Genomic DNA, 14,069 nt, shown 5'->3' with positions numbered 1-14,069 from the left:
AGACAGAGGGACGATTCTCACCTTCTCTAATATTTACATAATTCATTTTTATTAGACGCAAGAACCTTCCCTTTGTCTATGTAGAACCTTTTGTAATAATATTTGCCGTAGCCGTGTAATCGTCATGATTATCCAATATAGAACATATACTCTATATTTTTTTACTGGATATCAATAATAACGTTTAACAGTACCTAAAATTAAGAGCCTCGCAAACTACATCAAGAATTCTATCATCAAACTCTTTCTTCGAGATATTCATTGATGATAAGAACTTCTTGTTCTTTCTAAAGGACTTCCACAAAAGTTTTTTATCCTTCTCATCTAATTTAATCTTATATAAAAGATTTGATAATGCGATTATCAAATCTTTATGTGAGGAACATAAAACTTCATTAGCTTTTCCGTTACCTTCAGAAATAAATTTGCTGAAGTCTTCTTCATTATACTTTGGTTGCAAACCTAATATTGGATTTACAAGCAATTGTGTTGATGCTGACATCAAATTCACATAAGCTCCTAATTCATACTGCTGAGTTTCGGTCATTTGATTATAATCCACTCCAAAGGATTCTATCTTTTCAACCGCATCGTTGAGTTTAACACTTTCGTCTTTTATACGAGATATGCGTTCATTAAGCTCGACAATTGCAAGTTCATATGATTTTTTATCTCGCTTACTTATCAATGTAAAAATGTTTTCAAGTCGATTCTTATCACTTTTAGTCTTCCAAAAAAGAAGTCCACTACCCAAAAGTGCAATGCCTGCAATTGCCCAACCAACAGGTCCAGCAAGGGCTAAGAAAGCATTTCCAGCTGCCATACCGCCACCACCTGCGGCAAGTGCTCCACCACCTAACCACGCTAATGCAGCATTAGTGGCTGCAGCACCACTCAAAGCGGATATAGCCGTACCTGTTGAGGCAACACCGAAACTTGTAGCTATTCCCATTGCAGCAGTAGGACCCAGGGCGGCTACTGCAACACCTGCACCAACACCTGTTATACCTTTTCCAGCATTCTTGGCGACAGCATTTTTATAATCTGACTCGATTTTTTCAACCTGTTGTTTCCAATTCAAACGAACTTCTTTTAGTTTTTTATATTCCAAGTGTTTCTGACTTGGCACGTTTCTAATTTTATCAAATAACACCTGAATATCGTTTAATGCAGTATAAAGATTGCTAGTATATTTTCCAAGCTCCTCTATTTTACCATTTGTATTTTTGATGGTAGATTCAGCTTGTTCTTGAGCAATCTGTAAATTTGATCTTTTCTTCCTCACGTTTTATTTCCTCCCAAAAAATAAGAATCTATTTCCATCTTATTTTTTAATATTTCATTATTTGGCACATTTCTCTTTTTAGCTAACATCACAGATTTTTCAAAAGCGTGTATATACATATCACTATTCTTGAAATCAGTTATAAAATTCAAAAGATTTTTATCTTCATTTAGTTCCGATAATAGTTTAAGTCCCTCAATATAATCTTCTACAACTAATTTTTCTTTTTTCGCAAAGATTACTTCTCTTTCAGCTTTTTGTATGCCAATTTCACGCTTAACTTCACCGTATAAGGAAATAGTAAATCGTCCAACCCCTACGATGTTAAGACGCAAGAAAAACTCAGTAGGATTAAAAGTTCCTGCACCTGTTACAAAACCACGAACAGTAGCATCACTTATATCTATAAGGCAAAACGTCCCATGTGCTACAGTTAACATTCTTTTAACAGTTGGATTTGAAAAAGGCTCACACTTTTTCCACATAAGTGAAAACGAACGAGTTTCTTTATCGGTTTCAGCAAAATATTTTATTAGTCTTCTGATAGCATAAACAAATCGAACTAACATCTCGTTTATAAAAACTGGAATGGCTTGAGTCGACTGGAATCGAGCATCATATCCTTCTTTATATATATTTATAGCTAGCTCGTTTATTGAGTTATCGAACTGTGACACAGGAATATTCAACGACCTTTTTATTGCAATAATATCATTTGTCCATGTCCATAAAGGAGAAGGAATCCCCATTCCACGGCCCTTACTACCTGATGAGCCTGACATATCAGAAATTAAATGACCAAACCAATTAGCAAATGCACAGTATAATTTGCTTGGTATGTCGTTTCCTCTTAACTCGAATTTCCCATCTGCATCAGCTAAAGATATAAGTTCACCACCGGAAATAAAATGCGAAGAATTAGTAAACTGGTCTAATATTGAAAAGAACAAACCAAGCAAACTAGGATTATGTGCGAGCGATTTAAAATGATGATTTGTCGGAGTTAAACCAAAAACAAAACTTGCCGCGTCACCAACTCCACGTTGGTCATATGGAATTTTAAACTTTTTTTCAAGAAAACGGATTGCTGAAGACAAAGAGTTCTCTCCTTTATCTTCCCATCCGCACAATTTAGCAAAATCAGTTGTTCGATTAGCAAACCATTTATCAGTAATATCTCCGAAAGGCGATTCTCCAGGTTTACCAACCAAGAAAATATCAAGGATGCCACACAATGCACCTGAACTCCCTGCTAATATATAGTCCAATTTATCACAATTAGGCTTTAGGCATTGAATTGACTCAATTGTTTCATCTAAATTATGTATTTCTAATTCTGCTTGATTTAGTGCTGCGACAATAGACGATGTGAAGTCATATTTACCATCCACAACGCCCATCTCAAGCAACAATTTTGTATTTTGATTTTCTCTAAATATCTCACCCACCTATGCACACCTCATAATCACTTATTTTTGTTCTTCCTAAGATCGTGTATGTAATTATGCACTCCGAATCCAACCGAAATTCATTGTAAGAATTAAATTTCTTCTCACCATCAATAGTGACTGGTTCTACTTCACCCTATAGCCAACCAGTAATAATATCATAATCCACATTTACCGTAATGTTTGTATATTCAGTGACTTCAAAAAATTTTATTATATCTTCCTTAAAATATTTAGTTTTGTATTGGTCCTACCGGTTAAAGTTATTCCCTTTGACATTCTTAAACAAAGTACCATTATCAGTTTCTCTTAAAATAACAAATCGAATCTTACCCTCGTTCATTCCGAATCACTTCTTTTTACAATATTTGCATATACCCATTATATTACAGAGCTATCTTAACAGCTAATACTAAAAAAGTTGTCTCTAATACATTCTTTATTTGTGACCATATTTCACTCGTCATAATTTTGTCTATAGAACGCTCTGCTATTATCTGTTTAACAAACTTGCATTTCAAAAAGCTCCTCAAAATAACGCTCCTGAAACTTCTTATTCAAAATCCCGGTAAAATAAGCAATTGGATTCTTCACTTCCACCTTCGACTTTAGCTTCCGGACGAGCTGTTTGAAGGAGTCAAGGGACAGTGATAACAGAAGATCTGTTTCTTTTTCATAGTTGTTCCGGTAGGCAGCGACTATGCTCATCCGCCAGAATTCCTCGATTGGTTTTGCAGATGGGTAAAAGTATTTTACATGATTGACGAAATCGCTTGGTACCCGGTCACTCACAAAAAGATGGTCTTCAGGTGCTTTTTCATCAACGGCTTTTAACTCTGTGATTTCGGAAGATTGTTCTTCAGCAGCCTTTTCTTCACGTTTATTATTCTTTTTAATGTTAGTTTCAGAAGGAATGATAGTTTTATATTGGTGGCTCAATTGATCACCTTCCGGTAGTTTATTCACCGGGAAACGATTGAATACATACAGGTTGCTAGACTGTGAGCCATTCTTGCGGGCAGTTTCATATACAGTAAAAATACCAATTTCACTAGCCTTCAGGATCATCCTTTTAAAAGTAGAACGGGAAATCCCCATACTCCTCATAAATCGCCTTTAGCACCGTCCCGATCTTGGCATTCGCCCCACCAGGAACCTTCGCAGCAAAACGAGCCAGCCGCTTCAACCCGATCAACTCACCCTTACTGAAAAAACGCTTCTTATCCGCCATCCACAAAATGATTGTTAAACTCCTTCAACGAACCAAACTTTGAATACTCCGCAAAACTCTCAATAATCGCCGATTTAATTGTCATGCTAATGCACCACCCTTTCACCCTTTATATATGGATGGAAGGGTGGAAAGGACAGGGTGGGAGAGAAAGGATTGTGGCGGTTTTGTGAATGATTAGATAGGTGGTCTTTAGGAAAGTTGGCTGGTTTGGGCAAAAAAATACGATAAGCAGTGTGAACTGCTTATCGTTCTCTTTGGACTTCTGACAATTTACTTATACTCTACAAGTATACTAATTACTAACTGATAATTGCCAACGGCTCGTTCAACCTTAGCTTATTTTGGCAACCTAACATTTTATTTCGGCTTCCAAATGAGGTGCTGGAACCTTCCCTATGTCTCACTTCCACACTCAATATGCGTGGAGTGTATGTGGCAACACATGGGATTCTGGTGAGTTTACGCATTAATTAACATATTTTCTAATTTGTTATATTGATCTTCTGTTATATCCCAATAACTAACTAGCTCGTTTGGTTTAAAACCAGGTACTACTTTTCTAATTTGATTAGAACTAATTGCTGGCCTATCTTCTTCTATTCTATATATTTTTTTAATTGGAAGTCTCAATGGATGCTGACTTTCAGACATGTTCCTAAAAAATGTACCCGTTACATAGTAAGCACCTACGATAATCTTATACCCAACAACATAGATTAACATTTTACCACCTACAGGAAAATGTACATCTTTATACTTTTTATTGAAACCAACCTCATAATCTTTATCTTCTCTTTCGAACCAATCTTCATAAACATATTTAATAATAAAATTGTGTTGTTCTTTCATTGCAGCCTCCACCTTCCAATAAATTACTTAAATTAAATTTTATAACGGAAAGGTATTATATACAAACTCCAAAAATGCTCTTTTTATGGATTTTTTCCTATAACAGTCATAGAAAAAACTTTCTTTTTCAACTGAAACCTTAACTTTTCACATTACATCATTACATCGCAGGATTGCAAATAGTCTTCTCGAAATTTAAAACCACTTCAACTGTCACCAATTGTTTTCATATTCATTTTCAAATGTGTCTTTACCATTATCAGAAGATTATTTTCTTTAGGAATTTTATTTTGCTTTAAACAATACACTGGTAGCGAAGGTAAATTCAAAAATTCGTCCAGAGTGTCCATGTCGCAACATGTGTGGTGCTGGTGAGTTTACTGAAAGAACACCGGAAGTATGCTTTTTACTTTCTCTTAAAAACTTTTCTTTTTTGCTCATTATTAAATTAGTTGGTTTTCCGTACATAAAAAGGCCCTAATAGTCATTTAATATGATCTAATTAGGACCTTTTCTTTATTGATAAAAACCTTCAGAAATAAATTTTTAATGAAGAACTTTATTAATTAATTTTGTTTAATTCTGCATTTACACTTGAAAACAGACAGACTTATACAAATTAATTTATGGTATATCAAAAAATATTATTATGCTTATATTTAAGTTACTTTCCCATTTGAATAAATTTTATTCCTAACTCACTTTAGTATCATTCTTTCTAATATAATCTTCTATTTTACTAATACTTGTCTTATCTGCTCATTATTATTAGTTGGAGTCTTGAAGAATAATGAGAGAGACAAAGTATTAGTATTTTTTATTTTTTCTCGTTAGCATTCCGTATTATGTAACTATACATCTGGTGGATTGGTTCTCAGCTTTTTAATTTGTTTGAACATGTTCATCACTCCTGGTATTCGGATTCAAGATATACTGTCACGACTATCTTATTACACTTATTGGTCTCATCAACAATATAGATAATCCCGTTATTGATCACCTTTGTTTTTCGTTTCCCATCTTTATATATGGTAAAGCTAGGTGTGCCTGTTTTAATTTCATCCTTCGCAAACTTTCTTGCAAAGTTGAATCCCATTGGCGTAATCCTTTCATTCATGCGCTTATGGGCATGCGGTGTGATTGTCATTATTAATTTCCTCCTATAAACCTCCTCTCCCATTATTAAATGTTCATTTCAAGACTCCATATTAAATTATGCCAAAATTTTCTTAAAAAAAGAACTATAACTTATCGATAAATACTGACAACTTAAACATAAATTCGACAAAGTTTATAAGTAATTTTTTCGATAATTCACAATACAAAATGTGTTAAATCTTCCAATATATTATAATATAAATTAAAATAATATTTTTTTAGGGAGTGTGGGGCTTAAATAAAATGACCCCGGTACAATACCGGGGTCACTTATTAGCTGCATAGGCACTTTTTTTAAACTGTCCTTAAACGGGGGAACAGTTCAAAGGATAAGGCTCTCAAATTTATGCAAGTACAACCTTCGCAACCGCTTCACAATGTGTTGAGTGTTTGTGGCGACACATGAGATGTTGGTAAGTAAGTATTTGCTCGAGACATTTAATTGCGTTTTCAACTAGTTCCATGCTATCGTATTTACGGAATTGATTATAAAGGAAATTGATAGGGTTTGTCCCATCTAGTTCAAAGTGATAATTAGCTTCATCATAAAGTCCAAGATCCACAAATACTGCACCTAATCCAGTGTGAGCATGTGGGTTTTCAAAATTTTTAGAGGGTTTAAAACATCATCTCAAGACCTCCTGCAATTTTTCACGGAGCCGTGTTTCTTCATTACTTCCCGTTGTCTCCATTCTAATTATAGGGATGTTATACTTCTTTAAAATGCTGTCCTTCATTCGGTCTCGTTTTAGCTGGATCGGGTTGTTTGCGTGATAAGCATGGCCATCGACTTCTACCACTAGAACAGGTTTTTTATCCACTTTATTAAATATTACAAAATCTGTATGGGTCAATACATTCAATGCATATTTTCTTTCTTCTTGTGTGAGCTTGGATGTATCTTTTATTAACATTCTTAACGGCTGATGAAGTACGTGGCTAAGATTTTGGAATTCTGGCAGACTTAGGATTTTGTCAATGACGTTATTCATGAAATTTTCCGATTGATATTTTGATACTTTCTTGCTGCTCTTTAATTCTTTTAATAGCTTCTTGGAGTAACTCCTATAAAGTAGGTCAAAAACAGAGTAAATCTCACTATCTATTATCTCGAAGTTGTTATATTGAATATATCTAACCAAATCCCCAATATTGGTTCCTTTCCATTCTTCACTGCCTTCAGATACAACCACTATTAGCTGATCAACGGCACGGGATACCGCAACATTAACTAGATTTGGATTATCCACAAAGTCGCTCGCCTTCACTTCATTTGAAACCGTTGTTAGGATGATAATATCCCGCTCTCTCCCCTGGTATTTATGCACCGTATCAGCCTGAATTTCATGATTCTTCGCAGTCGCCTGTAGTTTATCTGCCTGCATCCGGTATGGGGAAATAAGCCCTACAGAATTTTCTCTTATGTTAACTTTATTATTTGGAATAATTTCCTCAAAAACTACATCAATCTGGCGCTGATTTATAGTTCCCCTTGCATGGTTTCCTTTGACTGTTTTATATAAAATTAACGGTTTATCATCTTCTTTTTCATGTGTCAAGACAATTAGTTCATTATTGTAAAACTTCTGATTGCAAAACCCAATTATCTTAGGGTGACAACGATAGTGTTCCTTCAAGAGCGTTTTGGGAATCTTTCCATATAGATTAAGTATGGAAGTTAATAAACTTTGCTCAACATAACTATATGCATGATCAAGACCTGCTCTTTCAAATATACCCTTTGCAACCAGGGCATCTTCCTTTGTCACCACATTGGGAAGCTGTTTAGTATCCCCTACAATGACTGCTTTCTTAGCACATGAAAGAGCAAGGGCACCCGCCACAAGATCTACCTGTGAAGCCTCATCTACAATGACATAGTCAAACAGAAAGTTTTCAACTGCCGACTTTCGTAAAGAATGAGTAGTACTAAGAACAACAGGATAGTCTTTTATGAATTTATGAAAGTCTTTTTTAAAACTGTCTTTTCGGTAGATGTCTCGTGATTTCCCATACCTCTCAGCTAGAGCAGCCTTAAAAAGAGTCATGGACTTATCACTGAACTCTTTCATTGCTTCATTAAAATTATATGAATCTAATTTTTCCTGTAACTTTGCCTTCTCATCCTGAAGCTCTTTAATGATTAATTGATAATATAATTTTTGTAAAAACGAAATAAGATTCTCAACGGAATGCTGATAAATTTTAAAATTGTATATGCCGTATGCAAAAAAATTATACAACTTTTCCTTTAGCGTAAATTTCCCTGTGTCAGAATATTGATTGTAATCCATTAAGATCTTAAGAACTTTGTCGGCACTCAATTTTACGAAGGTGCTCAATTGAATAGGTGCAAAATTGGATTCTTTATAATATTCCTCAAAATACTTTTGCTCTGTTGTGAACTCGCCCAGTCTTTGCTGAACAACCGCTAAATCATTTTGATAGCCTAGCATTTGATTAAGTTTTCGTTGAGACTCTTTCAATTCATTCTTAATGTTTCGGAATTCGTCATTTGGTAGAATCCAGCCTGTAAAGTCAGGCAATGTATTTGTTTGCTCTGCAAAAAATCTCTCCTGGTTCTCGTTCTTACCAAGATAGGCAGCTATGAAATCGACTCCATACTTTTGAAGTTTTTCAACAACATTCGCAGTAGCGGAATTATTATTCGAAACCACAGCAACGGTATGCCCGTTTACTACAGCATTAGCTAAGATATTTAAGATTGTCTGTGTCTTACCGGTACCAGGTGGTCCTTCGATTAAGCTAACCTGCTCCACCATCGCCTTCTCTACCGCAGCCTTTTGACTAAGATTAAATCCAAATGGAAAGATAGGAGATATCTGCTTATTCTCTCTCGCAGGATCCCTGCCTTTCAAATAAGCAGCAAGCACACTCCGTGGACTTGTGGTGGATAGAGCTTTGTACTCCTTGCTTAAATAACTGGGCTCACCATCATACTTTCCGCCAATATTGTCTGCAAGTGATCTTAAATACTCTAAGCATTTCTGGGCATCGCCCTTTAAATCAGCCTCTTCAATCCTGACATCTGTCCTAGGCACTACTTTTTTATAGCCCGTCTTATAAATAAGACGAACATAGTCACCAAAGTCTAGTATCTTTTCAAGTCCGTAACACGGAATATCCTTATCGTAGACAATCGTCGATTCAGCCTTAAGAACCTTAGGATCTTTAAGTTTAGTTACATTTAGATAGTTATATTCATAGAACTTACTATTATTCTTAAACCTGACACGCCATTTTCCATTAGTATAAATAAGAGAATCAATTTGATCTGTTTTATCGACATTCTTGATTAAGATAAGGTTATGTTCACTATCCAAGTTTTATTGCACCTCTAATCTATTACTTCGAAATCAGAAAGACCCTTCCAAATTAATACTATATTTACAAAAGAATAAAATAAAGAGTTGAAGCCCTAATGAGCTAACAAATTTGGCTGAGAAGCCTAGAATAGTGTGTTTGCATAAAAAAAAAACATAGGATAAGTTCCTATGCTTAGTAACCTGGTTTATATCCTCACCCTTGCTTTTTTCTCAATTCATCCAACCCAATCCAGAAAACCCATCCGTTTTGAGAATGCCCTGAACAAAGCTCAGCAGGTGTACTTGGACTGTTGAATTCTACATCATCAATCAATTTAGCAGTCGATTCATCAATCTTAACAGCTTTTCCTGCCTCGATAAGTTGTGTAAATCTCTTCATGGAACGAGTATAGAAATTCCCTCCATCTGACCAATCCTTTGTACGCTCGAGAGGGGCTTTGATTTCAGAATTCGCTAGAAGAAGAAACTTTCCATCTTGTAATGAAATACTTGCTTTAAATGGAGATTTAGCTTGGAATACATCCCTATTCAATCGCAAAATCTGTTCCGTAGGTGCAGATGGCTTAAAAGAAATACCCATAGCTTCTAATAAAAATTGTATTTGAACAGCAAAAGAATTCAGTGTTGATTGGTTGAAAACATTCACATTAGGTGCGACAGTTCTCATATCACGGTTTTCCAAGTTATACTGTGTCTTCGCAAATGCCTGGATAAAAAAGTACTCGAGATAGTCAATGCTCAATTTATCAAAACTGTTGTTGTCAGTTACAAACAAGATGCCATATTGCCAGAAATCCTTTTCTCTTAAATGTGACTTAATACGGGTAATACCATTAACCGACTGACCAATATAAACACTTGACTCCTCAGATTCTGAGAAAAGAAAATAAACCGCATGGTTGTTTGCATACTCAAGTGTCTCAACCTTATTTAATTGGCTCTTCGTAAAGTAAAACCCACGAATCTGACTAGTTGGATCTTGAAATATCTTTAACGAAGCAGCACTATCTGTATCCGGAAAATATAACATCAGTGTTCTGTCGTTCATAAAAATCCACTCCATAGAATTTTGTATGATATTCACATGTAGAAGGCAGGGCTTTACTATATTTAGATTCTAACATTCTTTAGGTATTGAGAATATCGTTAATGACTCTACAAAAGCAGATCTTGGACAAACCCACCTGGATTATAGGTTTAGAGCAAGGACACGGTTTCAAGCTCTCATCTCATTTTTAACAAACCATCATCTCATAAAGCTCCTCAAAATAACGCTCCTGGAACTTCTTGTTCAAAATCCCTGTAAAATAAGCAATCGGATTCTTCACTACCACCTTCGATTTTAGCTTTCGGACGAGCTGTTTGAAGGAGTCAAGGGACACGGATAACAGAAAATCCATGTCATTTTCATAGTTATTACGGTATGCAGTGACCATACTCATCCGCCAGAATTCTTCGATCGACTTCGCGGTTGGGTAAAAGTATTTTACAAGATTGACAAAATCACTTGGAATCCGGTCACTGACAAAAATATGATCTTCCGGTGCTTTTTCAGCGACGGGTTTTAACTCTTGAATTTTGGATGATTGTTCTTCAGCAGCCTTTTCTTCACGTTTATTATTCTTTTTAATGTTAGTTTCAGAAGGAATGATAGTTTTATATTGGTGGCTCAATTGATCGCCATCCGGTAGTTCATTCATCGGGAAACGATTGAATACATACAGGTTGCTAGACTGTGAGCCGTTCTTGCGCGCCGTTTCATATATCATGAAAATACCCATTTCACTAGCCTTCAGGATCATCCTCTTAAAAGTAGAACGGGAAATCCCCATCTCCCCATACTCCTCATAAATCGCCTTCAGCACCGTCCCAATCTTCGCATTCGCCACCCCAGGAACTTTTGCAGCAAAACGAGCCAGCCGCTTCAAACCAATCAACTCACCCTTACTGAAAAAACGCTTCTTATCCGCCATCCACATCTCAAAATGATTATTAAACTCCTTCAACGAACCAAACTGTGAATACTCCGCAAAACTCTCAATAACCGCCGATTTAATTATCATGCTAATGCACCACCCTTTCACCCTTTATATATGGATGGAGGGGTGGAAAGGACAGGGTGGGATAGAAAGGATTATGGCATTTTTGTGAACACCTTTTTAGAAGAAAGTTGATTGTTTGTGCAAAAAAATACGATAAGCAGATTGAACTGCTTATCGTCTAGATTCTCAAGCATCTAATTATAACTCTGACTCTGCAAGTTACTAATTACAAAGTCTAATTGCCAACCGAAGTTCACCCTCTACTCCGCTTGACAACTCAGCATTTTATCTCTACGTCTGTGAGACGCTTGAAACCTTCCTTTTGTCTCTATGGCCACACACTCCATATGTGTAGATTGCTGACTGTAGAAACCTGATTTAAGGGAGCAGTGGAATTCACCGATTCTTTGCGGAATTTGGGAGCATGAAATTAAGGAGAATTTGAATGGCGTAATTGAAGAGCTATCTGAGTTTATTCATCAAGCAAAAAGAAACAAAACACCCTGATTGCTGCAGGCAATCAAGGTGGGAAGAGTGAAAATGTAGATAAAAACCTACAAAATCAGTGAAATTCGCCAATACCATTTGAACGAACGCCTTATTTCTCATTTATTATTTCATCAAATAGACTTAGTTGGTCAGTCTTTAACTCTTTTTCTTCCACTTCTCTTTTTTCTTCATCAATTTTTTCATTTTGAAAAACGATTTCTTTAAAATCCTCTACGGAATTCAGAGCCTTATTAAGTAAATTTAACTTATATAGTGAAACGTATAGTGCTACTGACTTTGCCTGGCAGTTAATTGACTTTTGCGGGTTAAACTCTATATCGGTAAAAGCATCATATTCAATAACTTGTTTACTTAGTTCATTATTAGTTGACAAGGCATTAACGTATAACCAATCATAGAAAAGTGTCTTTGGTTCAAGTTCCCATCTTCTGCTAAAAAATTTAAAGTACAATAGCTTTCCACTACTTTTAATTCTTTCATCTTTTTTTGCCTCTTTTGAAGTCTTTTCATACAAATCTATAAAAGGGCCACCCTGCTCAAATACTTTACTTGCTTGGAAGGCAGTCTCAACACTAAATTCTTTATTATTCTTTGTCTTTATCATCAAATTAAATGCACTTAACGCTACACCCAACTTTTTATCAGACTTACTAGAAATTTCCAAGATATTTGCGGATGGATATAAATTTTCAAAGCTTTTATGAAATGAATCAATTGATCTTTGTTTTTGTTTCACTGAAAAACCAGGAAACCATTCAAATTCAACGTCTTGTATTTTTACATAGTCTCTTTCTTTTATACTACTTATAAAAACTGGTCTCTGGGCCATAATTCCTCCTTATTTATCTCCAATGTGCATAGTCATGTCTGGGTTCATATAACCACTTCTGCACTTCAACATTTACAGTATCGGGAATATACTGCTTATATTTATCACGTATCAAAGCGTTTTCAAAGGCAACTGAAAAGATATATGAAGGCTCAACTTTCCCAAATACTAATACCTCAGCTTGAGGATTGGTTGGAGTAGCAGGATTTAAATTTAAAGCCTTCCTGGTTGGTTTATTAGGGAATTCATCAAATAATCTTTTAAATGCCAGGATTCCTTTTCTTGACTCTACAGGGGTTTGAGTGATGGCATTACTTGCCGCATTCTCAACACAAAATGCACAATCCTTTTCCCATAATACATCCTTTTTAATACCTAATACAACCCAATCCAAATGTGGATTTTCATTCCTATATCTATAGAACATCTTATAATTTGGTACCTCCATAGAAAAACAAGAAGCATCATGGCACCCATCATACCTATAAGCGTCGTTCCAACTGTATGCCAAATTTTTTGAATCTAAATCAGCAATAGGTAAAATTCCATGTTGAAAGATGCTTGATAAGTTGCTTGCCTGTGTAAAATGCAATAGAAAACGGACACCAGATTGATTAACAGTATTTTGCATACCAAATCCCCTTTACAATAATTTAGTAGATTGATAATACCATTCTACTATAAAGTGGTAAAAATGGGTATAATTATACTGTTGAGGGTGTTTTTGTTATTGAAAAACGGTGAAAGCAGAGGATGGAATATCAGAAGAATTTGGGAGCATGAAATTAAGGAGAATTTGAATAGCGTAATTGAAGAGCTATCTGAATTTATTGATCAAGCAAAAAGGAAAAAAACACCCTGACTGCTGCAAGCAATCTCCTGTGTTCTAGGCTGCTGCTCTGTCTCAAGGATTTGTGTCAAATCTCATACTCTTGAGCCCATAGGTGCTCTTGGACTACAATGCCTTGAGTAGTTTTTACCCATTATTTTTCACAATGTTGAACATTTCATTTTTATGTCTACTTGCCTTTTCTTCTGTCCACTTCCCCTCGCCAAGCCTTGTCATTTTTTCCATGACTTTTAGTTTCAGACTTTGTTTAATGATACTCGGATATGAATTGATTTTTCCTGCAGGTGGCAAGTTAGAAAACCTAGAGTTCCCCGAAACCGTTAGTAATGCTAGATTACCAAATCCGTTCCAGTCATCTTGTTCCCAACATTCTCCTTCAACAGGATGTTGCGGTTGGAAATGCTCGATGGAACTTCTAAACTGGAATTGCCACTCCTATCGATAAGAGTCAGTAATACGTCATTTCTTAATAAAAACATTCACTTTGCCCTTACCGTATATTTTCTTTCAAAAATAA

12 protein-coding genes are annotated in these 14,069 nt (G+C 35.6%); all 12 read right to left on the bottom strand.

What is annotated here, in order from left to right:
• Positions 1 to 184 precede the first annotated feature (184 nt).
• Entirely contained in the window at positions 185 to 1,285 is a 1,101-nt protein-coding gene (locus CD004_RS01675; RefSeq protein WP_102261174.1) for a hypothetical protein, read from the bottom strand.
• Positions 1,282 to 2,733 (bottom strand): hypothetical protein, encoded by a 1,452-nt coding sequence (locus CD004_RS01670; protein WP_218973333.1) that lies wholly within the window; start codon positions 2,731 to 2,733, stop codon positions 1,282 to 1,284. The genes CD004_RS01675 and CD004_RS01670 overlap by 4 nt, the downstream gene beginning before the upstream one ends.
• Positions 2,734 to 3,234: 501 nt before the next feature.
• The gene (locus CD004_RS01665; RefSeq protein ID WP_233434926.1) at positions 3,235 to 3,831 is read right to left on the bottom strand and encodes a hypothetical protein; all 597 of its coding nucleotides are present in this window, start codon (positions 3,829 to 3,831) and stop codon (positions 3,235 to 3,237) included.
• Positions 3,806 to 3,970 (bottom strand): hypothetical protein, encoded by a 165-nt coding sequence (locus CD004_RS24240; RefSeq protein WP_233434925.1) that lies wholly within the window; start codon positions 3,968 to 3,970, stop codon positions 3,806 to 3,808. The genes CD004_RS01665 and CD004_RS24240 overlap by 26 nt, the downstream gene beginning before the upstream one ends.
• 456 nt (positions 3,971 to 4,426) lie before the next feature.
• Complete coding sequence (locus tag CD004_RS01660; RefSeq protein ID WP_102261173.1) at positions 4,427 to 4,816, bottom strand: hypothetical protein; 390 nt, start codon at positions 4,814 to 4,816, stop codon at positions 4,427 to 4,429.
• Positions 4,817 to 5,720: 904 nt separating this feature from the next.
• Positions 5,721 to 5,963, bottom strand: a complete 243-nt coding sequence (locus CD004_RS01655; protein WP_102261172.1) for a hypothetical protein — start codon at positions 5,961 to 5,963, stop codon at positions 5,721 to 5,723.
• Between the two features lie 637 nt (positions 5,964 to 6,600).
• Positions 6,601 to 9,318 carry an AAA domain-containing protein gene (locus CD004_RS01645; RefSeq protein WP_102261170.1) on the bottom strand — a complete coding sequence of 906 codons (2,718 nt, stop codon included), beginning with the start codon at positions 9,316 to 9,318 and terminating at the stop codon, positions 6,601 to 6,603.
• A 196-nt stretch (positions 9,319 to 9,514) separates the two neighbouring features.
• A complete protein-coding gene (locus CD004_RS01640) occupies positions 9,515 to 10,369 on the bottom strand; it encodes a GIY-YIG nuclease family protein (RefSeq protein ID WP_158651455.1) in 855 nt (284 codons plus the stop codon).
• Between the two features lie 187 nt (positions 10,370 to 10,556).
• Positions 10,557 to 11,384, bottom strand: a complete 828-nt coding sequence (locus CD004_RS01635) for a hypothetical protein (RefSeq protein ID WP_102261168.1) — start codon at positions 11,382 to 11,384, stop codon at positions 10,557 to 10,559.
• Between the two features lie 577 nt (positions 11,385 to 11,961).
• The gene (locus CD004_RS01630) at positions 11,962 to 12,702 is read right to left on the bottom strand and encodes a DarT1-associated NADAR antitoxin family protein (RefSeq protein ID WP_180321266.1); all 741 of its coding nucleotides are present in this window, start codon (positions 12,700 to 12,702) and stop codon (positions 11,962 to 11,964) included.
• 13 nt (positions 12,703 to 12,715) lie between these two features.
• Positions 12,716 to 13,333, bottom strand: a complete 618-nt coding sequence (locus tag CD004_RS01625) for a DarT ssDNA thymidine ADP-ribosyltransferase family protein (RefSeq protein ID WP_102261167.1) — start codon at positions 13,331 to 13,333, stop codon at positions 12,716 to 12,718.
• Between the two features lie 345 nt (positions 13,334 to 13,678).
• On the bottom strand, positions 13,679 to 13,960 hold the full coding sequence (locus CD004_RS01620; RefSeq protein WP_102261166.1) for an HNH endonuclease family protein: 282 nt from the start codon (positions 13,958 to 13,960) through the stop codon (positions 13,679 to 13,681).
• Positions 13,961 to 14,069 lie beyond the last annotated feature (109 nt).

Source organism: Mesobacillus jeotgali (assembly GCF_002874535.1).
Classification (GTDB): domain Bacteria; phylum Bacillota; class Bacilli; order Bacillales; family Cytobacillaceae; genus Mesobacillus; species Mesobacillus jeotgali.
Note: the sequence above shows the minus strand (reverse complement) of the source record. Positions and strands in the feature narration are given on the sequence as shown.